Annotated in this window: 13 protein-coding genes; 10 read left to right on the top strand and 3 right to left on the bottom strand. The window is 55.5% G+C overall.

Going from position 1 to position 22,523, the window contains the following annotated elements; genetic code table 11:
* Nucleotides 1-209: 209 nt before the first annotated feature.
* The 3 genes from FJM65_RS09105 to FJM65_RS09095 all read left to right on the top strand — a co-directional run bounded on the left by FJM65_RS09105 (nt 210) and on the right by FJM65_RS09095 (nt 4,525).
* A complete protein-coding gene (locus FJM65_RS09105; RefSeq protein ID WP_219855971.1) occupies nt 210-1,400 on the top strand; it encodes an aspartate aminotransferase family protein in 1,191 nt (396 codons plus the stop codon).
* 714 nt (nt 1,401-2,114) lie between these two features.
* Entirely contained in the window at nt 2,115-3,872 is a 1,758-nt protein-coding gene (locus FJM65_RS09100; protein WP_140621193.1) for an SLC13 family permease, read from the top strand.
* 50 nt (nt 3,873-3,922) lie between these two features.
* Nucleotides 3,923-4,525, top strand: coding sequence for a hypothetical protein (locus FJM65_RS09095; protein WP_140621192.1), 603 nt, complete (start codon nt 3,923-3,925; stop codon nt 4,523-4,525).
* A gap of 11 nt (nt 4,526-4,536) precedes the next feature.
* On the opposite strand, the gene FJM65_RS09090 is transcribed toward FJM65_RS09095, so the two are convergent.
* A complete protein-coding gene (locus FJM65_RS09090; RefSeq protein ID WP_140621191.1) occupies nt 4,537-4,848 on the bottom strand; it encodes a hypothetical protein in 312 nt (103 codons plus the stop codon).
* Entirely contained in the window at nt 4,848-5,276 is a 429-nt protein-coding gene (locus FJM65_RS09085; protein WP_140621190.1) for a TerB family tellurite resistance protein, read from the bottom strand. Before FJM65_RS09085 ends, FJM65_RS09090 begins: the two co-directional genes overlap by 1 nt.
* Before the next feature lie 284 nt (nt 5,277-5,560).
* Between FJM65_RS09085 and pfkA the strand changes: the two genes are divergently transcribed.
* The 3 genes from pfkA to tamL all read left to right on the top strand — a co-directional run bounded on the left by pfkA (nt 5,561) and on the right by tamL (nt 14,257).
* Nucleotides 5,561-6,532, top strand: coding sequence for a 6-phosphofructokinase (gene pfkA, locus FJM65_RS09080; RefSeq protein WP_140621189.1), 972 nt, complete (start codon nt 5,561-5,563; stop codon nt 6,530-6,532).
* 310 nt (nt 6,533-6,842) lie between these two features.
* Nucleotides 6,843-11,885: a translocation/assembly module TamB domain-containing protein gene (locus FJM65_RS09075; RefSeq protein WP_140621188.1), complete on the top strand. Its 5,043-nt coding sequence runs from the start codon at nt 6,843-6,845 to the stop codon at nt 11,883-11,885.
* A gap of 5 nt (nt 11,886-11,890) precedes the next feature.
* On the top strand, nt 11,891-14,257 hold the full coding sequence (gene tamL / locus FJM65_RS09070) for a translocation and assembly module lipoprotein TamL (protein WP_140621187.1): 2,367 nt from the start codon (nt 11,891-11,893) through the stop codon (nt 14,255-14,257).
* Between the two features lie 166 nt (nt 14,258-14,423).
* Here the strand turns inward: tamL and miaA are convergent, their stop codons facing one another.
* Nucleotides 14,424-15,344, bottom strand: coding sequence for a tRNA (adenosine(37)-N6)-dimethylallyltransferase MiaA (gene miaA, locus FJM65_RS09065; protein ID WP_140621416.1), 921 nt, complete (start codon nt 15,342-15,344; stop codon nt 14,424-14,426).
* 281 nt (nt 15,345-15,625) lie between these two features.
* Here miaA and FJM65_RS09060 point away from each other — a divergent pair, with 281 nt between their 5' ends.
* Genes FJM65_RS09060 through FJM65_RS09045 form a run of 4 tightly spaced genes read left to right on the top strand, consistent with a single transcriptional unit; the run spans nt 15,626 to nt 22,272 of the window.
* Nucleotides 15,626-20,851 (top strand): PAS domain S-box protein, encoded by a 5,226-nt coding sequence (locus tag FJM65_RS09060; RefSeq protein ID WP_140621186.1) that lies wholly within the window; start codon nt 15,626-15,628, stop codon nt 20,849-20,851.
* 3 nt (nt 20,852-20,854) lie between these two features.
* Nucleotides 20,855-21,235 carry a response regulator gene (locus FJM65_RS09055; RefSeq protein ID WP_140621185.1) on the top strand — a complete coding sequence of 127 codons (381 nt, stop codon included), beginning with the start codon at nt 20,855-20,857 and terminating at the stop codon, nt 21,233-21,235.
* Nucleotides 21,236-21,511, top strand: a complete 276-nt coding sequence (locus tag FJM65_RS09050) for a hypothetical protein (RefSeq protein WP_140621184.1) — start codon at nt 21,236-21,238, stop codon at nt 21,509-21,511.
* On the top strand, nt 21,508-22,272 hold the full coding sequence (locus FJM65_RS09045; RefSeq protein ID WP_140621183.1) for an MBL fold metallo-hydrolase: 765 nt from the start codon (nt 21,508-21,510) through the stop codon (nt 22,270-22,272). The genes FJM65_RS09050 and FJM65_RS09045 overlap by 4 nt, the downstream gene beginning before the upstream one ends.
* Nucleotides 22,273-22,523 lie beyond the last annotated feature (251 nt).

The raw sequence follows: 22,523 nt of genomic DNA, 5'->3' as shown, positions 1-22,523 counted from the left end.
GGTCGTATTCCAAACAGTCATACTAAAATTAACCCTAAAAGTTCTGGAAACAAAAAACAGGCGTGTTTTATACTTTAACAATTCTTTAACCGGCCTATAATTATACTATTCCCACAAAAGATTAACAAGGGCTACGCCTATGCAATGGACCTTAACTGCTGCCTGCCCTTTTTCTACTGCTGCCTTTAATTGCGTACCTTTGCACTATGATTTCGATGAGGCAATTATTTCTGCAGAACGTGGCACAGACGTCAGATTTCCCGCTCATGATTGAGGTGGAGAAGGCCGAGGGCGTTTATATGTATGGCACGCAGGGCGAGCGCTACCTCGACCTGATTTCGGGCATTGGGGTGAGCAATGTGGGCCACCGCCACCCCCGCGTGCTGGCCGCGATACACGAGCAGCTGGAAAAATACATGCACCTGATGGTGTACGGCGAGTTTGTGCAGGCCCCGCAGGCGCGGCTGGCGCAGGCACTCACGGAAACGCTGCCCAAGCGCCTGGACAACGTGTACTTCCTGAACTCCGGCACAGAGGCGGTGGAAGGCGCCCTGAAACTGGCCAAACGCTACACCGGCCGCACTGAGCTGGTGTCCTGCCGCAACGCCTACCATGGCTCCACGCAGGGTGCCCTCTCGGTAAACGGCAGCGAGGGCTTCAAAAACGCATTCCGCCCGCTGCTGCCCGACGTGCGCCACATCCGCTATAACCACCTTCCTGACCTGCAGGATATTACCACCCGAACAGCCGCTGTTATTGTAGAGACAGTACAGGGCGAGGCAGGCGTGCGGGTATCTGAGAATAATTACCTGCAGCACCTGCGCCAGCGCTGCACCGAGGTGGGCGCCCTGCTGATATTAGACGAGATACAGTGTGGTTTCGGGCGCACCGGCACCTTCTGGGCCTTCGAGCAGTTTGGCATAGAGCCGGATATACTTTTGTGCGCCAAGGGCATGGGAGGCGGTATGCCTATCGGGGCTTTTATTGCGCCGCAGGAGATTATGGCTGCTTTTAAGACCGATCCAATACTAGGCCACTGCACCACGTTTGGCGGCCACCCTGTAAGCTGCGCCGCCTCATTGGCCACCCTGCAAACCATACAAGAGGAGAACCTGCTGGAGGGCGTGGCAGAAAAAGCGGCGCTGTTCCGGGAGCTGCTGGTGCACCCGCGCATCAAAGAGATCCGTAACTGCGGCCTGATGATGGCCGCTGAGTTTGAGAGCTTTGAGGTGCTGAAAGCAGTTATCGATCGCGCGATACTCAACGGCGTGCTAACCGACTGGTTCCTGTTCTGCGACAACTCCATGCGCATCGCGCCGCCACTTGTCATCACAGCGGAGGAGATACGCGAAGCCTGTGCCGTGATTTTGCGCTCCATTGAAGAGGCAACCCAAGACTAAGAAAGCTGTTGTAGTTTTATACTTTAGAGACGCAGTTCCTTGCGTCTCTTTTTTGTATTTCGCTTTCACCCCACCCCTAAAAACAGGGGAGGAAGTTTCTGCAGGTGTAAACACACCCCTACCCCTCCCGAGAGGGAATTTCAACCCTAGCCTTATTCAATCACCCCTGCCCCTCAGAGCTACGCTCGCTACCTTCGAACTCGCGTTCTCGGTAGTCCAGAGGAGGGGAATTAGGCAGGTGTAATCATCCCCCTGCCCCCTTCGAAGGGGGACTTGGTTCAAGTTGCATAGCAAAAGCAGTGGCTATCGAACCTGATCCCACTCCTTGGGTGGGGGTAGGGGCCTCCCGGCCTTGGAGGGAGCCAAGTATGAGATGCAACGATAGGTATGTAAGACTGAGGGTAAACGGTAGCTAGAAAGGATAGCTTGCTTCAAGATGCAGGAAGCGCACAAGGCACAAGCGGACGCTTGCGCCAGAAAAGTATGACAAGCTGCTTCCAGCCTTTAACACTATACTTGTACTTATACTTATACAGCTGGACGCTTGCCTCAAGCGAAGTTGGAAGTCCGTGGAAGGAAAGTATAACTATTCTCAACCTATCAAGCCTTACCCATTAATAACATCCCTACTCCTGCCAGCAACCGCAGCCCTGATTGCACGTAAAAACCGGGGCTATACTTTGCCCTGAAGTATAAGCACATCTACAAAGCTTTATGGAAATAGCCCTTGTGCTGACGCTGCTGGTGATTGCCGTGGTGCTGTTTGCAACCGAGAAAGTATCCATCGAGATCGTGACGCTGCTCATGCTCGTGGTACTGGCCGGTTCGCAGATCATCACCGCCCAGGAAGCCTTTGCCGGTTTCAGCAGTGACTTTATCATCATTATCGCCTCCATTTTTGTGCTCAGCGCGGCCCTGCAGGAAACAGGCATACTTGATTTTGCCGTGGTACGGTTAGTGCGGCTGGCCCAGCAGAGCCGGAACCTCATGCTGTTTACCATTATGCTGGTTACGGGCATCGTATCGGCTTTTATGAACAACACCACCGTGACGGCCATGCTCGTGACCCCGCTGGTGGGCCTATCCAAGCGTATAAACACCAGCGCCTCTAAGCTGCTGATGCCGCTTGCCTACGCGGCCATACTTGGCGGCACCTGCACTCTTATCGGCACCTCTACCAACGTGGCAGTAAGCGGCTACATTTCCAAAACGGGGTTAGCGCCCATCGGCATCTTCGAGATAACAGGTATTGGCGCTGTTATTTTCCTGGTTGGCATCGCCTACATGATGACCATAGGCCAGCGCATGTTGCCCAACCACGAGGACCAGCAGCTGACAGAGGAATATAAGCTGCAAAAGTACCTTTCAGAGATTGTGGTGCAACAGGACTCGCCGCTGGCTGGCCAGCTGGTATTTGCCTCCGACCTTACCACGCTCAACTTCCGCATCCTGAACATCATCCGGGGCAAAGAAAACTTTTTGCCGGACTTCCGCACCCGCATACGCGCCGGCGATGTGCTGCTGGTAGAAGGTGACCTGGACAACCTGATAAAGGTAAAGGAAACCAAAGGCATTGACATTATGGCCGATGTGATCCTGGAGAAGGACCTGGAGACAGACAACATCCGACTGGCAGAGCTGCTGGTGGTGCGGCAATCCGCCCTGATCGGGCGCACGATAAAAGAGATAAACTTTCTGCAGCGCTATGGGCTGGTGGTGCTGGCCATCTCGCGCTACGGCGAAACGCTGCGCACTAAAATAGGGCGCACCCAACTGCAGCTCGGAGACCTGCTGCTGGTGCAGGGCTCGCCGGAGCGCCTGAGCCAACTGCGCAACTCCAGCAACCTGGCGCTGCTCGGCGAGTTTGAGCCGCTTCTCTTTAAAAAACGGAAAGGCATCATCGCCATCTCCTGCTTTCTGGTAGCCATACTTTTGGGCACGCTGGAAGTCCTGCCGCTTTCCATTGCTTTCCTGATGGCTGCCCTCGCTACCATCCTGCTGCGCTGCATCAGCTCTGATAAAGCCTACGCCGCCATCGACTTTAAGCTTCTGGTGCTGATTGGGGGCATGACGGCCTTTGGCACGGCCATGGAAAACTCCGGTGCGGCAGACTTTCTGGCCGAGGGCATTGTGCAGGTGCTGGGGCCGATGGGCAAGGTGGCCGTGCTGGCGGGCTTTGTGCTGCTAACCGTTATACTTACGCAACCCATGTCTAACGCGGCGGCGGCCCTGGTAATAGTGCCGGTGGCCTTAAGAACAGCCGAGGCGCTGGGCTCAGACCCGCGTGCTTTTGCCATTGCCATTATGCTGGCTGCCTCGGTGTCGCTGGTAACGCCCTTCGAGCCGGCCTGCATTCTGGTTTACAGCCCGGGCAAGTACCGTTTCCGGGATTTCATGAAAGTGGGCTCGCCGCTCACCCTGCTGCTTATTGTGGTTATCCTGGTGATGGTGCCGGTGTTCTGGCCCTTGTAACAGGCGGGCGGCAATCGTAGTAAAGTATACCATCAGTTATGTTATACAATATGAAAAACCTCCTATACTTACTACCGCTGTTTATACTTGCCTGCTCCCCTAAAAACGAGGAGGTAAAAGACGAGCAGGTGCAGGTGGCGCCCCAAGCCGAGGCCCTGGACAGCATTGCCAGCACCGAAAAAGACGCGCTGAAAACAGATGAAAACGAAATTTCTCCTACCCTGCCGCTGCCACCCGATGTTATGCAGCTTCTGGCAGAAGAGTATCCGGGATGGGAGCAGCCCGAAATAGCACCTGCCGCACAGCAAAAAGCAAAGGAGTATGCCAGCGCCCCCTCCCTTGCCCGCGGCGACTTCGACGGAGACAGCAGGCAGGACGTGGCCCTGCAGCTGGCTAAAGAAAAAGAGCTACGGCTTATAGTAGCCCTGCAAACACAGGAAGGCAAGTATAAACTGGTGGAGCTAAAACAAGGCACCTTGGATAACGGGAACGGGCAAAGCTCATATTACCTGTACCGGGTGGCGCCGGACGAGTGGCCCGAAAACGCGGAGCTGCCAAAATTGGCTCAGGAGGCCATTGGTGTCGGTACGGGAGAGAAGGCAAGGCTATACATTTACCAGAACGGCACCTTTAAAAGCTACCCCATCCCGTAAGGCGGGTGACTTTACGTATGATATAGCAGAAGAAGCGAAGAAGCCACCAGCAGCGCCAGGCCGGTGCCGAAGCTTACCAAGTAGGTGCTGAAGCGCAACACGCGGCTGCGCTCCACTTTAGGCAAAGTATACATGCGCTGCCGCGTATAGTATAAAAACACAAACACCGCCAACACAAAGCTACCCAGCCAGAACGTGCTGAACCGCAGCAGGAAAACAAGCGGCTTAAAGTCCTCCACTAAAAAAACGGACGCCAGCGTGATCAGCAGCCCGCCGTAAAGCGATAAAATTAATACCAGGTAAGAAAATTCGTGTTGCCTCATTAGTAATTAAAAAATGCCTGCGCCTCCCGCTTGATGTTGTCCCGCGTGAGGCCGTCTTTCACCCCCACCGAGATTTTACGCACCAAAACCCCCACAATGGATTTCTTGAACCCCAGTTTTGCCGCCATGTTGATGCAAAAGTCCATCTCGCTCTCATCCACGATGCCGTCGGCCAGCATCATCTCCACCAGGTCGTAGATCTGGTCAAAGCGCTCCGAGTCGTTGGTGGGCAGCTGCGGTGGCCTGGTTTTGGCATCCGATAAAAGCGAGCGCACCTCATCTGGCTTCAGGCCGTGCTTCTGGCCAATGGCAATGATAAATTTCATCTCAGAAGGATCCAAATGGCCGTCCACTTTAGCCAGCGCACCCAGGTTTGTGATGTGACTTTTTAATCTTTTTGTTTCTTCACTCTCAAAAAAACCGAACATACGTTGCCTCTGTAGGTTAAATTAGTTTAATTGGGCTCCAATTTGTGCTGACACCGTTCCTGCGCCTCAAAAGCCGGGAACAACCTCAATTCCTGAGGCAGCAACCCCCACAATAGAGCAAGCGTACGGCGTTCCGCTATAACATACGGTTTCCTCTATTTAAAGTCGCAGAATATCGTCAGTTTTTATCGATGATACGGTGCCAGGCACAAGTTAAAATTAATTTAACGTTCGTATATCGGATTTTGAGTAATATTACCGCAACTAACAGAGACATTAACACCATGAAGAAAATTGGAGTCTTTACTTCAGGCGGCGACGCGCCGGGCATGAACGCATGTATCAGAGCGATTGTGAGGGCCGCTGTTTATCATGGGATAGAAGTATATGGCATTCACCGTGGCTATAAAGGCATGATCAAGGGCGAGATCTACAAAATGGACTCGCACACCGTAAGCAATATTATCCAGAAAGGTGGCACCATACTGCGCTCAGCCCGCAGCAAGGACTTTGTGACCCCAGAGGGCCGTAAGCAGGCCTATGAGCAGCTGCAGAAGCACGGCATCGAAGGCTTGGTGTGCATTGGCGGCGACGGCACTTTTACCGGGGCCAACATCTTTTATGAGGAGTTTGGCATTCCGATCGTGGGCGCCCCCGGCACCATCGACAACGACCTGTACGGCACAGACTATACCATCGGCTACGACACAGCAGTAAACACCGCCCTCGACGCCATCGACAAGATCCGTGACACGGCAGACAGCCACGACCGCGTGTTCTTTATCGAGGTAATGGGCCGCGACTCCGGCTACATTGCCATCCCTTGCGCCATTGGCGGCGGTGCCGAGATCGTGATGATACCGGAGGCCGAGACAAGCATAGAGAACGTGGTGGACGCCCTCCGCACCGGCTGGAACCGCTCTAAAACGTCCTTTATCGTGATTGTGGCCGAAGGCGACGAAGCTGGCAACGCCTCGCAGGTAGCCGCCAAAGTGCAGGAGGAGCTGCCGCACATGGATGCCCGCGTCACCATACTGGGCCACGTACAGCGTGGCGGTGCCCCAACCGCCGCCGACCGCATGCTGGCCAGCCAGCTAGGCATTGCCTGCGTGGAAGGCCTGCTGAAGGGCGAGAAGTGCGTGATGGCCGGCATCATCAACGGTGAGTTGGTGTACACGCCGTTCATCGAGACCATCACCAAAGACAAGCTCATCAACCCGCACTACCTGAACATGGTCAACATCCTTTCGGTGTAAGTATAAACCACCAAGATTTTCCGGCCCTACTGCCAACAGGTTTCCCTCCTGGCAGTAGGGCTTCTTTTTGCCCTTCATTTCCGCCCTTTCCGGCCCCCTCCCCCTGCCGCTGGCTATTACAACCTGTGTTACAACCCCGACAGGAAATGGCGACCCTATTCTTACTGCAGCTAAATATTGGCAAAGCCCTATCCCTTCGGGTACTTTTCCGTAAAAGCAAAGCACAACCAAAATCCTGAGAGTCATCGCATCAGCAAAGCACATAGGCAAAACCATACTGAAGGTTATACTTTGGCCCCTCGCCATCATCGTGGCGCTGCTTCTTCTTATCATCATCGCTCTGCAGTTTCAGGGGGTGCAGAACTACCTGGCCAAACAAGGCGAGAACTACCTGCAGAAGACCCTGGGCACCGAAGTGAACATAGGAGGCTTTACCACCGACTGGCGCAACGCCCTGGTGCTGAAGAACGTGTATGTGGAGGACCAGCAGCAGGACACCCTCTGGTACTCCGAGCGGCTGGGCGTGGACATGGCCATACTTTCGTTGATCAAAGGCGAGGTGAACATCAGCAAAGTAGACTTGGACAACACCACCCTGAAGCTGCACATCCGCGAAGACAGCACTACCAACTTCGATTTTATCACGGAGGCCTTTGCCACCGACACCGCCGCCGCACAGCCCGCCGACACGGCCTCCGCCATGCAGATAAGCCTGGGCACCGTAAACCTGGACAACGTGTATGTGGTGTTTTGGGATGAGGCCGGCGGCAACTACATTAAAACCCGCGTGGGCGAGCTGACCACCACCATGGAGGAACTGAACCTGGAAGAGCAGCGCTACCTGGTAGACGAAGTGCGGCTGGCCAACACCTGGGTAGACTACGAGCAAACCAAGCTTCCGCCCCCCGACACGTCAGCCTATGAACCCCTGGAAATGGATTTTGGGCTGAACCGCCTGGCGCTGGAGAACATCCGCCTGAGTTACCTGAGCCGCCCCGCCGAGCAGCGTGTGGAGCTGGCGCTGGGAGAGTCGGAGGTGGTATCTGACAACATAGATCTGACGAACGCGCGGGTGGAGCTGGAAAGCTTTTCCCTGCACGACACCGACCTGAAGTATGTGCAGGAGAAGTATAAACCCTCCGACTCGCTGGCTATAAACCCGGAACGAACCGTGGAGGAGCTGGACAAATCGGTGGAGCAGGCCAAAGGGCAGCCTGTAAATTGGGTGGTAACCCTTGGCGGGATCGACGTGAGCAACCTGGATGTGGCCTTCGACAACTTTAACGCTCCCAAACAGCCCAGCGGCATGGACTACGACCACCTGAAGTTTACGGACGTAACGCTGGACGCGCAAGACATACTTTACAGCCTGAACCGCATCCGCGCCGACCTGAACCAGTTTACCCTGCAGGAGCAAAGCGGCTTTAAGCTCAAAAACCTGGAAGCCGAGATCACCGTGGACTCCACCAGCGCCAGCCTCGCCAACCTGGAACTGCAAACCGGCCACAGCCACCTGCAGAACGACCTGTCCATGACCTACCCCTCCCTGGCGCAGATAGCCGATAAGCCGGAACAGGTGGGCCTGAACGTGGACATCGAGAACAGCTACATCGGCATGCAGGATGTGCTATACTTTATGCCCGACATGGCCAGTAACCCCTCTTTCCAAAGTATAGCAAACTCCAACATCAAGGTATCGGCCAAGGCCAAGGGGCAACTGGACAACCTGCGCGTACAGCACCTTCAACTGTCCGGGCTTAGCGACACGCGTGTAGCGGTGAGCGGCAACGTTCGAAACGCCATGGACCCGGATAATTTATACTTAGACCTGCACATCGGCCGCTTTGCCACCACCCGCACCGACGTGCAGGCGCTGGTTCCGGCCGGCACCATTCCGCCCAACTTCAGGCTGCCGGCCCAGATGAGCCTGGAGGGCAACTACAAAGGCAGCCTCACCAACTTCGACGCCAACGCCGACCTGCGCACTTCGTTCGGCAATGTGGTGGCCAAGGTGGATATGGGCGCCAACGAAAGCTTCACGGCCACTGTCCGCTCCGGCGGCTTTGCCTTAAACCAACTGATGACCGACAGCCTCGGGCTCGGCAAAGTAGCCCTGAACGCCAAGGCGCAAGGCACCGGCCTTACCCCCGAAACAATGCGCGCCAAGGTGCAGGCCGATGTGCAGCTACTCGACTACAACAGCTATACTTACAACGACATCGACCTGAACGCCACCATCAACCGGAACCTGTACGAGGTAGAGGCCACTGCAGACGATAAGAACCTGGCCTTTGACCTGGCCGGCACCTTTAACCTGCGCGACACCACCCAGCCGGCTTATACGTTTAACCTGGACCTGGCCCGCGCCAACCTGCAGGCCCTGAACCTGTACCCCGAGCCGCTAAGCATTCAAGGCAAGCTACAGGGCGATTTTACCGGCGCCGAGGCCAGCACCATCAGCGGAAAGCTGCAGGGGCAGGAACTGGTGGTGGCGCAGTCAGGCAAAAGCTATCCTATCGATTCGCTGGTGATGACGCTGCAGCAGCGGGGGGAGAATGCCGACATAGCCTTGCAGTCTGATGTGGCCGATGCGGAGATGCACTTCCAGAACTCGCTCGCTACCCTGCCAACGGCGCTGCAAAAGCATTTCTCCAACTACCTGGACCTGCAGCCGGACCCGCCCTACCCTGCCAACCTGAACCTGGAAGACTTTACGGCCACCGTCGACCTGAAAAAGACGGGCTTGATTTTAGCGTTTGTGCCGGGGCTGGAGCAGCTACAGCCTGCCGGGCCGATTACGGCAAGCTACAACGGCGAGAACCAGCAGCTACAGCTGAAGGGCAGCATCAGCAAACTCGTATACACCGACTATACGTTACAGAACCTGGACCTGGCCGTGGATGGCAACCGCGAAGAGCTGGGCTATAACCTGAACCTGCAGCACCTCATCTCCCCGTCGCTCACGATGGACAACATTACCCTGGACGGCGCCGCCCGCGACAACGAGCTGGCCCTGCGGCTGACCATTGCCGGAGACAGCGCCCGCCAAAAAGAGCGGCTGGTGATAGGAGGCGTATTAAATAGCCTGGGCCGCGGCTACCGCTTCGCCTTTAACCCCGATCAGCTCGTCATCAACGGTGATGACTGGGATGTGCCACAGGACAACTACCTGCAGTTCGACACCAACCTGCTGTATGCTAATAACATCAGGCTGCAGCACAACGGGCAGGCTATACTTCTGAACAGCTCCGGCCCGGTATCGCCGCAAGCGCCGCTAACCGCCACGTTCGAGAACCTGGATATCGGCTACCTGATGCGCACTGTGCAGCAGCCGCAGGACAGTCTGATCTCGGGCACTATCAACGGCACCGCCACCATCCAAAATATATTGCTGGACAACATGGCCTTTACCGCCGACCTGACGGTGGATGACTTTGCCTACGAGGGCGTACCGGTAGGAAACCTGGCGCTACAGGCAAGCAACCCCAGCGGCAACCGCTATAACATAGATGCCCGCCTCACCGGCAACAGCAACCAGGTAACAGTAGGCGGCTTTATGGAGATGCAGCCCAATGCCACGCTTCTGAACATGAACGCCAACATCGGCACCCTGAACATGGCCTCGCTGGAGGGCTTTATGGCAGGCATGGTGAAGCAGCTCGATGGCAGCGCCAGCGGCGACCTGCGCATTACAGGCACTTTAGCGCAACCCGACATTCAGGGCCAGTTAGACTTTGACCGGGCGCAGTTCAACATCACCATGCTGGGCTCTCTGTTTACGCTGGAGAACGAACGGCTCGACTTCAACCAGCAGGGCATCAGCTTCCCCAACTTCACCATCACCGACTCGCTGGGCAACGATCTGGTGATCAACGGCAATATCCTGACGGAGAACTATACCGACTTCACGTTTGGGCTGAATGTTGACACCGAGCGCTTTCTGGCGCTTAACTCCACCGCCCAGGACAACAGCCTTTTTTACGGCACTGTTTACGTCTCAGCAGACGCCTCCATTACCGGAAACATGCTGGAGCCAAACATAAAGGTAAACGCTAAGGTGTTGGATGGCTCAGACTTTACCACGGTTATACCTGCCGATGAGGTGGGCGCCGCCGAACGGGAAGGCATCGTGGAATTTGTGAACCTGAACCCGGAGATGACCCGCATCCTGCGTGCAGAACAGGCCGACACAACCGAGGTAACCGGTTTTGTGGGGGCCAATGTGGAGGCCCAACTCACCGTTACCGACGAAACGCCCATCACCATTGTGATAGACCCCACCACAGGGGATAACCTGACCGTGCGCGGCACCGCAGACCCGCTCTACATCGGCATGCGCCCGAGCGGGGAGATGAACATGTCGGGCCGCTTTACCGTGACGGACGGAAAGTACAGCATGGATTTTTACGACCTGGCTTCGCGGGAGCTCGACATTGCCGAAGGCAGCTACATCAACTGGACCGGCGACCCGCTGCAGGCCAACATGGATATCACGGCCATTTATACCGTAGAGGCTGCCCCCCAGGAGCTGGTGGCATCACAGGCGGCCTCTTACCAAGACCCGGCGCTGCGCAACCAGGAGCCGTTTCAGGTATACGTGTACGTGCGCAATGATATCCTCACCCCTGACATCACCTTTGACATACAAATGCCCGAGAACAGGCGCGGCAGCGTGCCGCCCATCGTGCTCACCAGCCTGGGCAACCTGCGCCAGGACGAATCGGAGATGAACAAGCAGGTTTTCTCGCTGCTGGTGCTCAACCGCTTTATGGCCCCCGACCCGCTCAGCAGCTCCGGCGGCGGCTTTGAGGCCTCGGCCCGCAACAGCCTAAGCCAGGTAATGACGGACCAGCTGAACCAACTGACCAACCGCTATGCCGGCGGGCTAGGGCTTGAGCTAGGCGTCGACTCTTACCAGGACTACTCCTCCGGCTCTGCGCAGGGCCGCACCGACCTGAACGTGGCCATGCGCCAGCAGTTCCTGAACGACAGGCTTACCGTGCGGGTCGGCACCGACATCGGGCTGGAAGGCGGCAGCCAATCAAACCAGACCATGAGCGGCTTTGGCGGCGACATTTCTGTGGAGTACTCTTTAACCGAAAGCGGGTCGCTGCGGGTGCGGGGCTTCCAGCGCAACCAGTACGAGGGCATTATTGAGGGTGGCGATGTGCGTGCCACGGGCGTGTCGCTCATTTTTGTGCGGGAGTACAACAACTTCTCCGACCTGTTCCGCGACCTGGAGAGCCGCCGCCGCCGCGACGAGGAGCGCAAGCTGGAGGCTGCCCGCGAGTTCAGAAAGCAGGAGGAGGAGCTAAAACAAGAAAAGGATCTTAAAGAAGAAGGTAGAGAATAATCTGTATGCTGAGACACTACCCAAGCAGTAGAAAACTGCCTGTAGCCATACTTTTGCCACTGCTGCTGGCCCAGGTGCTTTTGGCGGGCTGTAGCGTTACAAAAACGGTGCCGGAGGGCGATGCCTTGTTTACCGGCTTCTCCGTAAACGTGGAGGATGAAAACGACAGCAGCCAGCGCGGCCCTGAGTTAGAGACGGAACTGAGCGCCACTGTGCGCCCCGAGCCAAACGCCTCCATACTTGGGCTGCGCCCGAAACTAGGCATTTACAACGCGTTCTATACCGAAAAGGACAAAGGCCTGAAGCACTGGATCATGACCAAGCTCGGGGAGCCGCCGGTGCTGGTCTCGCAGGTGGATACGGGCAGCGTGAGCCAGGTGATGAGCAGCCGCCTGCACAACCGGGGCTACTTTATCAACAGCGTAAGCAGCACCACCGACATCGACACCGCCAAAAAGAAAGGCACCATTGCCTGGACCGCCCGTGTAGGGGAGCCTTACCGCCTGCGCAACATCAAGTATACGTTGGATGACTCGCTGCAGGTGCACCAGGTAATAGAGAGGGCAAAGCCTGAATCGCTGCTAAAGCCGGGAGAGCCTTACGACCTGAGCGTGATGACCGACGAGCGCATCCGGCTGGATGGCGTGCTCAAGAACAGCGGCTATTACTTTTTCAGCCCGGACCTGCTCATCTTCAGCGTAGACACCACGGTGGGCAACCGCCAGGCTGACGTGCTGCTCCGCGTTAAAAGGGCAGCCGCCGCGCAGTCCCTTAAGCCCTACGCCCTCGACGACATCTTTATTTTTGCCAACTACTCGCTCGGCGACAGCCTCTCTGTAAACGACACCATCGACTACAAAGGCTACCACTACATCCCGAACGAGAACTATGTAAAAGCCAAGCATGTGCTGGACGGCGTATTTCTGGAGAGCGACAGCCTTTATACCCGCGAAGACCACCTGCTCACGACCAAGCGCCTGTCAGGGCTCTCGGCCTACAAGTTCGTGAACATAGACTATGAACCTGACACCGCCGCCGCCGGAAAGCTGGATGCCTTTATTTACCTGACACCGTCCCTGAGAAAATCGCTGCGGGCTGAGGCGCAGATGGTCACCAAATCGAATAACTTTGCCGGCCCGGGTGTAAAAGTATCGTTCCGGAACCGGAATACCTTCCGGGGTTCGGAGGTGCTGAACGTAGAGGTTACCGGCAGCTTTGAGTCGCAGGTGGGCGGCAGGGGCACGGGCACCGCGCCGGAAGGGGTGTCGAAGCCGAGCAATACCAACCTTACCTCCTACGAGCTGGGCGTGCAGTCCACGCTGGCCATTCCCCGCATTGTGTCGCCGTTCGATTTTTATAACCTGCGCACCGAGTTTGTGCCGCAAACGCGCATGGGGCTTGGCTTTAATTTCCTGAGCCGATCCGGCTACTACGACATGAACTCCTATAACGCCTCTTACGGCTATACCTGGCGCCCGCGCGAGACCCTTACGTTTGATGCCACCCCCATTAATTTGCAGTATGTGCGCCTGGCCAACACTACCCCGGCGTTCGAAAACTTACTGACCACAAACCCATACTTGCGGCGCAGCTTTGAGGACCAGTTTATACTTGGCGCTATTTACCAGCTCACCTACAGCAACCAAATGCGCAAAGACAAGCTCTCAAATATCTTTAACAAGGTTACGCTGGATATTTCGGGAAACCTGATGAGCGGGGTACAGTCGCTGCTGGGCAACCCGCCCCCTACCGACGATGAGCCGCGTACCCTGGTTAACCAGTCTTATGCGCAGTACACCTTGCTCGACAATGATTTCCGGCATTACCTGAACCTGGGCAAGGAGAGCCAGCTGGTGGCGCGCCTGGTAACGGGTATTGGCTACTCCTACGGCAACTCCTCCACCATGCCTTATGTAAAGCAGTTCTCCATTGGCGGCCCCAACAGCATCCGGGCCTTCCGGGCGCGCAGCGTTGGCCCAGGCTCTTACAATGTGCCCGACAGCCTGCTTTTCTCATTCTTCGACCAGACCGGCGACATCAGGCTGGAGGGGAACCTGGAGTACCGTTTCCCGATAACGGGGTTTTTTAAGGGCGCCGTGTTTGCTGACGCCGGCAACATCTGGAACCTGCGCGAAACAGATAAAGAAGGGGCCAAATTTGAGGCAAAAGACTTTCTGAGCGAGCTGGCCGTGGGCACTGGCGTGGGTCTGCGCATAGACATTGAGTTTTTCGTGATCCGCCTGGACCTGGGCATACCGGTGATGGTGCCCTACCTGCCCAAAGGCGACCGCTTCGTGCTGAACAAGTTTAACGGCAGCTTCAACGGCGACTATGGCATGGTGCTGAACATCGCTATCGGGTATCCGTTTTAATTGCTGGTTTATTGTTGATCGCTCTTTTGTGGGATTGCTAACACCCCTATACTTTGTACCCTAAGTTCATACTTTGTATGATCAGCAAAGTATAAAAGGGGCAAGTATAAAGTATGGCAGCAGCTTGAAAAAGAATCGTACAAGTTTAACAATTAACAACCAGCCATCAAGAAATTCGCTCATTAATATAACGAACGATCTCCTCCTGTTGCTCCGGGTGAAACCAGGTATACTCGTCCGGTCTTTTGTTGAACCAGGTAAGCTGGCGCTTTGCGTAGCGGCGGCTGTTGCGCTTTAGCAACCGGACGGCCTCGTCCCAATCATACTTCCCTTCCAGGTACTCGAATATTTCTTTGTAGCCCACCGTCTGCAGCGCATTGTGCTCCCGGTAAGGGTACAGGCTTTTGGCTTCGTCGGACAGTCCCTGCGCCAGCATCAGGTCCATGCGCTGGTCTATGCGGCTGTAAAGCTCTGCCCTGTCGCGGTTAAGGCCAATTTTGATGATGTGGAAAGGGCGCTCCTGCCCCTCGCTCCTCCTGAAAGAAGAATAAGGCTTGCCACTGCCCAGGCATACCTCCAGGGCGCGCACCACCCGCTGCGGATTGGCTTTGTCTACCTGTGCAAAGTATACCGGGTCCAACTGCTGCAGTATGAACAGTAGCGGCTGCAGCCCCTCCTGTTCATACTGCTCGGCCAGTTGCGCCCGCACCTGTGGGTCTATCTCCGGCATTTCATCCATTCCTTCCAGCACGGCCCGCACATACAGTCCTGATCCTCCCGTCATGATCACCACCTCATGCTCCTGGAAAAGGCGCTCCAGCAGCGCCAGCACATCCTGCTCAAAAGCGCCGGCGCTATACTCCTCCGTTATGCTATGCGAGTCCACGAAATGGTGCTTTACCCCTTGCTGCTCTGCAGGGCTTGGCTTTGCCGTCCCGATGCTCATCTCCCGGAAAAATTGCCGGGAGTCAGCGGAGATGATTTCTGTTTGGAAGTGCCTGGCCAGCTGCACGCACAGGTCGGTTTTTCCTACTGCCGTTGGGCCCACCACTACTACCAAGTATCTCTTATTCTTCTCTTTACCCATGTTATTTATACTTGCCAGCACCTTAATGCCGTACAAAAATATGTTCGCCGCGGTTCTTTATACCCGTTGCAGGCACAAATGTACGGCAGTGCTTGTTTACATATAAGGCGGATTCTTTTTTGCCGTAATGTTTTAAATCAGGCGGCATAGGCCTTGTTTCTATACTTAGAGCGGCAAGGCATGGTCTGCAATGCAAATTTTTGCTAAATTATCGCTTTATTTATAGAATAGCTTGCCCCAATGCAGGGGGCTACGGCATTTTTATACTTTAGACATTTACTATGCCCTTTTCACAACTAAGGCATCCTGACGATACCCTCACCCAGTCGGCCGCTGTGCTGCTGCAAGTGCTGGTGCAACTGGCCAAACCCGCGCACGGCGTGGTGGTGGCGCAGCAAAGCGGCCTTGTGCTGGCTGCCAACGCGCAAACCAGCAACTATATGCTGCCTGACTCCGACTTTGGGACATCCCGTAACCTGCGCAGCCTGCTGGGCACTTCCGCCGAGGAGTTTGCCCACATTATGTCCGAGCTGCAGCAGCAGCGGAAGTATACCGGCACTGTACCGACCCAGGAGGACGCGGCCTGCAGCCCCTTTACCTATAGCTGCCGCATGGTGCACTGCCTTGGCGAGAGCTTTGTGTGCGTAGAGCTGGCCAATGTGGGGCAGGCAACCGCCCTGCTCCCCTACGACGGCGACAGTTACCACGATGTGTTTGAGGAGAACTCGGAGCCCATGTTCCTGCTCGACTGCGACGGCAATTTTATCGACATCAACCAGGCGGCCCTGCAGATGGTGAAGCAGAACAAGGACCAGCTTACTGGCAAGTCTATTTTCAGGGCCCTGAAGCTGAACCTGTTTGAGCGGGTGGCCCTGAAGCGGCAGCTGCAGCAGGCCCTGCAGGAAGGACGACAAAAGTTTGAGTGGTGGCTGCACGAGCACAACCACGATTTGCTCCCCGTAGAGATCACGCTGCAAAAAGGAAAGTTTAAGGCCGAGGACATCCTCTATGGCTCCGTTAAAAACCTCAACGACCTGATCGAGACCGAGCAGGACGTGCGCTTCCGCAACCACCAGCTGGAGTTTGTGAACCAGCTCATCACCAACCTCTCCTCTACCGACAGCCAGCACGAGGTGCTGCACAACACCCTGGACGAGCTCCTGGAGAAGAGCGATGTGAAAGGCGGCAGCGTGTATACTTTGCAGTCATTTGACAGCCCTGCCAGGCTCTCTTACTCTGCCGGCGAGGTAGGCACCCCTGCCCTGCCCGAGGAGATGACGCTGAGCGAGGAGCTGCTGCGCCAGCTCTGCACGCCCGAAAAGCGCCGCGCCGTGGTTACGCTGCAAGAGCAGCTCCAATTGCGGCTGCACCGCTCGCTTACCGTTGTGCCCATCACTACCACCAACAAGCTGCTGGCCCTGATCCTGATCTGGCCGAGCAGCGAGCCGCGCATGACGCAGTCCTTCATCTCGCTGCTCGACTTTATCGGCAACGCCATCGGCAACTACATAGACCGGCACCAACTGCAGCAGCAGCTCATCCAGAACGAAGACAAGTATAAACTGCTGTTCGACTCGTCTTACGACGCCATTATTCTGTTTAAGGACGGGATGATTGTAGACTGCAACGATAAAACCATAGAGCTTTTCCGCTGTACCCGCGAGGACCTGATCGGCAAAACATCCATGGACTTCTCGCCTGAGGTACAGCCGGACGGGGAGCAGTCGGGCAAGAAGATGGAGCGCCTGATGGGCGAGGTGCTGGAAACGGGCCGCTCCACATCCTTTGAGTGGAAGAACCTGCGCAAAGACGGCACCCCGTTTGATGCCGAGGTAACCGTGAACCGCCTTACCCTGGACGGCGAGCACTATCTGCAGGCCTTTAAGCGCGATGTTACCCAGCGCAAAATGGCGCAGCAGACGCGCCGCCGCGAAGAAGTGCTGCGCGAGTCGATGGAGCAGTTCCGCAGCTTCCTGGACAAGGTAAACCTGGTATACTATAGCCTGGACCGCGAGGGCAACATCGCTTTCGCCAACGATTATTTCCTGATGTATGTGGAGTACTCGGCAGAGGAGCTGATAGGACAAAACTTCTATGAGGTGCTGGTACCCAAGCAGGAGCGGGTGCAGCGCCTGCAGGACTACAAGCGCTCGCTGGAGACAAAGCAGCTGAGCTCCTACTACGAGCGCGACGTGGTGACTAAATCCGGACAGTTGAAGACGATCCGCTGGAACTGCATGTTTGAGTACAGCCCCGAAGGCCATGTTACCGGCATCACCAGCGTGGGCAAGGACATGACCGACAAGCGCATCGCCATGGAGGCCCTCAAGGACAACAAGATCCGCCTGCAGGACCTCTTCGACAATGCCCATGACCTGATCCAGAACATCTCGGTAGACAACAAGTTCATCTTCGTAAACAAAGCCTGGAAAGACCGCCTGGGCTATACCGAGCAGGATATCGAGTCGCTCACGCTAAACGACATTGTGCACCCCTACTACAAGGCCAAGCTGATTTACCAGCTGCGGAACCTGTACAAGGGCGAGAACGTGAACAAGATCGAGACGGTGTTCCTGACCAAGGCAGGCAAGCCGGTGCACCTGATCGGAAGTATAACCTGCAGCTGGCAGGACGACCGCCCTGTGGCCACCCGCGCCATCCTGCACGACATTACCGACCGCATCAAGGCCGAGCGCCTGCAGAAAGTATACTACAGCATCGCCAACCTGGCCATCAGCAGCAAAGACCTGAACTCGCTGTACTCGGCCATCCACCGGGAGCTGAGCAAGATCATCGAGACCCGCAACATCTACATTGCCCTTTGCGACAACGAGCATAAGTACCTACACTTTGCCTACCTGGTAGACCAGTTTGTAGACAAGTCGGCGAAGGCGCAGCTGAAGCGCCCGTTCTCGGTTGGCCTCTCGGAGTATATCATTGAGACCGGAAAGCCGCTGTACATGCAGAAGCAGGAGCTCTTGGAACTGGCCCAGCGCGAGAACTTCAATATTTTCGGGGAGGTGCCGGAGGTTATACTTTGCTCTCCGCTGGCTATCGGCGACCGCATCATCGGGGTGATCACGCTGCAGGATTACCAGAACCCGGACGCCTACGTGAGCACCGACATCGAGATACTACACTTTATATCGAACCAGGTGGCGCTGGCCATTGAGCGGAAGCGCAACGAGGAGCAGATTAACAACCAGAACGCCCGCCTGAACGCCATTTTTGAGTCTGGTACGCACCACATGTGGTCGCTTAACCGCAACTACGAGCTAACCTCGTTTAACCGCAACTTTGCGCAGGAGTTTTCCGAGCGCAGCGGCTATGAGCTACGGCCTTTCTCCAGGATAGATGACAGCTCGATGGTGCACGAGAACTCGTATGCTTTCTGGGAAGACAAGTATAAGCAGGCCTTTGCCGGCCACCCGCAGCACTTCGAGATACACATGCGGTACCCGGAACGATGGCGCGAAGTATACCTCAACCCGATTTACCTCTCCGATGGCTCCTTTGAGGAAGTCTCCGGCATTGCCCTGGATATAACGGATAAGAAGAAATCGCAGCTGGCTTTGGCTGAGAGCGAGGAGAAGTTCCGAAATATCTTCGAGTCGTTCCAGGATGTGTACTACCGCGCCGACCTGGAGGGCAGGCTTATACTTGTGAGCCCGTCCATCACGCAGCTTCTGGGTTACCATGAGGATGAGGTACTGGGCTTCCCATCAGGGCAGTTCTACGTGAACACCGAGGACCAGAAAGATATCCGCGAAGCCGTGCTGGACCAGGAGACCGTGCGGGACATTGAGGTGGAGATGGTGTGTAAGGACGGCACCAGGAAAACCGTGCTCCTCGACTCCAGGCTGGTGTACAGCGAGATGGGGGAACCCGTGGCCATGGAAGGCGTGGTACGCGACGTGTCGGAGCTGAAGCGCACGCAAACGGCCCTGCTGCGCGCCAAGGAAGAAGCCGAGAACCTGCTGAAAGTGAAGACCCAGTTCCTGGCCAACATGAGCCACGAGCTGCGCACGCCAATGAACGGCATCATCGGCATGATAGACCTGCTGAGCCAGATCAACACAGACCCCGAGCAGAGCGAGTACATCGATACCCTGCGTAAGTCGTCGGACGCGCTGCTCGCCATCCTGAACGACATCTTGGACCTGAGCAAGATACAGGCCGGCAAGCTGGTGCTGCACGAAAGCGGTGTGGACCTGCAGGAAACATTGGGCAAGATACACTCGCTGTTCGCCAACCGGGCCCAGCAAAAAGACCTGAACTTTACCTATACGCTAGAGCCGGATGTGCCGCGCCACATTATCACCGACGAAACCAGGCTACTGCAGGTGCTGTCTAACCTCACCTCCAACGCCATTAAGTTTACCAATGCCGGGGATGTTAGTATACACGTGAGCGCCAAGAAGCTGAGCAGCAAGAACTACAGGCTGCATGTGCGGGTAAAAGACTCCGGTATCGGCATTTCGCCGGAGGACCAGCAGCTGCTGTTCACCGACTTTACCCAGCTCGATAACTCCTCTACCAAGACCTTTGGCGGCACAGGCCTGGGGCTGGCCATCTCCAAGCAGCTGACCCACCTCTTGGGCGGCGACATCGGGGTGGAGTCTATCCCGGGCGATGGCAGCGTGTTCTGGTTTAACATAAAGGTGCGCGAGGCCTCCCCCGCCGAAATGGAGGAGCAGAGGCTGCGGCAGCAACAGCAGCACCAGGAGTTCAAGACACTGCAGTTTCAGCCATACGTGCTGCTGGTAGACGATAACCAGATAAACCAGAAAGTGGCGCAGAAGCAGCTGGAGCGCCTGGGCTGCATCACCGACATCGCCTCGAACGGCTACGAGGCCATCGACCACGCCATCAAGAACAAGTATGACATCATCTTTATGGACATACAAATGCCCGAGATGGACGGCGTGACGGCGACTAAGCACATCAAAGAGAAGTTAGGAACTGACTGCCCTCCAATCATCGCCATGACGGCCTACTCGATGAAAGACGATGCCGAGAAGTTCATGAACCAGGGTATGGACGATTACGTGTCGAAACCGGTGAAGAGCTCGGACCTGCACGCTATGATCAGCAAATGGGAAAGCAATGCCTGGGAACCCGCAGCAGAGGAAACCGCCCCAGCAGAAGAAGAACTAGAAAACCAGGAACCGATCATCGACCTGGCCATTGTGGAGCAGTTGAAGGAAATAGGCGGAGAGGATTTTACCAAGCAATTATATACCGAGTTTGAGGAAGAAGCCGCCGGTTTGATCGAGGAAGCCAAAAAAGAACTGGATGTACAACATTACAAAGGTATTTTAAGTACATTGCACCAACTAAAGGGTACAGGCTTCACGTTGGGCATTAATCTGCTGGCAGAACTGGCCAAAAAAATAGAACACGATATTAAAAACGACAACTTTGACGAAGTTGAACTCAACTTTGCCAAGTTGCAGACGCAGTACGAAAACTATAAAAAAACTTATAAGGACATTATATTCAGTTAGAAAATGGCAGAAAGCAAAACTATTTTGATCGCTGAGGATAGCTCTGTAATCCTGAACCTAACGAAGAAGATCCTGGAGCTGCAGAACTACAAGATCCTGACAGCCAAGAACGGCGGCGAGGTGCTGAAGCAGGTGGAGTCTAACAAAATCGACGCTATCCTGATGGACCTGAACATCCCGGTGAAGAACGGCATGGACTGCACAAAGGAGATTCGCGCCAGCAAAGACCCCCAGGTTGCCGGCATTCCGATCATTGCGGTAACAGGCAACGCAAACAACTACAGCATGGAAGACTTTAAGGCCGTGGGCATTAACGACTACCTGCCGAAGCCACTGGATTTTGACATGCTGGTGGAAACAGTAAAGAAGTATACCGTAAAGTAAATGCAGCTTAAGTACACGCGGCCATTCTTAAACAAGCTGGAGGATATTTTTGCAGAGTCGGATTTTGTGCTGCGCTACGAGAAAGGCAACTTTAAAGCCGGCTACTGTGTGCTAAAAGACATGAAGGTGGCGGTAGTGAACAAATACTACAGCCTGGAGGGGAAGATAAACTGCCTTTACGATATCCTTCGCACCATTTCTGTGGATGAGAGCCGCCTGAGCGACAAAACCAGGCAGCTTTACCATGAAATCCGAAACGGAGAAAACGCCAATTGAAAGTAACATTACTAGGCACGGGCACCTCGCAGGGCGTACCAGTTATTGGGTGCAACTGCGAGGTTTGCCGTTCTGTAGACTACCGTGACCAGCGCCTGCGCGTGTCGGTGCACCTCGAGGTGGATGGCAAGAGCATCATCATTGACTCGGGCCCTGATTTTAGGCAGCAGGTTTTGCGTGAGCGCATCAAGACGCTCGACGCCCTGGTCTTTACGCACGAGCACAAAGACCACACCGCCGGCCTCGACGACATCCGCGCCTACAATTTCTCGCAGCACAAAGACATGCCCCTGTACGCCGAAGAGCGCGTGCTGGAGCAGCTTAAGCGCGAGTTTGCCTACATCTTTTCCGATTATAAGTACCCCGGCATCCCGCGGGTAGAACTGCACCCAATTACCGAGGACGAGCCGTTTATGGTGGCGGGCGTGGAGTTTATACCCATCCGGGTGATGCACTACAAGCTGCCCGTGCTCGGTTTCCGCGTCGGCGATTTTAGTTACATTACCGATGCCAACTACATCTCGGAGGAAGAGAAGGAAAAAATACGCGGCTCTAAGGTAGTAGTGCTGGACGCGCTGCGCCACGAGCACCACATCTCGCACTTTTCGTTGAAAGAGGCCGTGGCCATGCTGGAGGACCTGCAGCCCGAGCAGGCATACCTTACCCACATCAGCCACCTGATGGGCCTGCACCGCGAGGTAGAGCTGCAGCTCCCCGACTTCGTGCGCCTCGGCTACGACGGCCTGCAGATCGAACTATAGCTTTGAGGAGTTCTGAGTCACGAGTGCCGGGTTACGAGTCGGGCTCTACCTGATTAGCGTTAAGCTCAAGGGTTTATACTTGTCTCTGTCTTTATTGCTTATACCACCATCAGTTTGTTCGTACGCAGTACCTGCTATAGATCTACAAGCAGATTCCCCTCCTAGGAGGGGTTAGGGGTGGGTTCTAGGCTGTTGGTAAATTGTGGAACTGATCCATACGTATTATTCATTCGATATTGGTATGAGGCAAT

It is taken from the genome of Pontibacter mangrovi, from assembly GCF_006385705.1.
In the GTDB taxonomy this organism is placed as follows: domain Bacteria; phylum Bacteroidota; class Bacteroidia; order Cytophagales; family Hymenobacteraceae; genus Pontibacter; species Pontibacter mangrovi.
This window is presented reverse-complemented; position numbering and strand designations above follow the sequence as displayed.

What these genes read in the sequence shown, in the direction of transcription:
- FJM65_RS09085 (WP_140621190.1), bottom strand. Translation starts at nt 5,276, where the DNA reads ATGTTCGGTTTTTTTGAGAGTGAAGAAACAAAAAGATTAAAAAGTCAC.
- miaA (WP_140621416.1), bottom strand. Translation starts at nt 15,344, where the DNA reads ATGGGTAAAGAGAAGAATAAGAGATACTTGGTAGTAGTGGTGGGCCCA.
- FJM65_RS09060 (WP_140621186.1), top strand. Translation starts at nt 15,626, where the DNA reads ATGCCCTTTTCACAACTAAGGCATCCTGACGATACCCTCACCCAGTCG.
- pfkA (WP_140621189.1), top strand. Translation starts at nt 5,561, where the DNA reads ATGAAGAAAATTGGAGTCTTTACTTCAGGCGGCGACGCGCCGGGCATG.
- FJM65_RS09050 (WP_140621184.1), top strand. Translation starts at nt 21,236, where the DNA reads ATGCAGCTTAAGTACACGCGGCCATTCTTAAACAAGCTGGAGGATATT.
- FJM65_RS09100 (WP_140621193.1), top strand. Translation starts at nt 2,115, where the DNA reads ATGGAAATAGCCCTTGTGCTGACGCTGCTGGTGATTGCCGTGGTGCTG.
- tamL (WP_140621187.1), top strand. Translation starts at nt 11,891, where the DNA reads ATGCTGAGACACTACCCAAGCAGTAGAAAACTGCCTGTAGCCATACTT.
- FJM65_RS09095 (WP_140621192.1), top strand. Translation starts at nt 3,923, where the DNA reads ATGAAAAACCTCCTATACTTACTACCGCTGTTTATACTTGCCTGCTCC.
- FJM65_RS09090 (WP_140621191.1), bottom strand. Translation starts at nt 4,848, where the DNA reads ATGAGGCAACACGAATTTTCTTACCTGGTATTAATTTTATCGCTTTAC.
- FJM65_RS09055 (WP_140621185.1), top strand. Translation starts at nt 20,855, where the DNA reads ATGGCAGAAAGCAAAACTATTTTGATCGCTGAGGATAGCTCTGTAATC.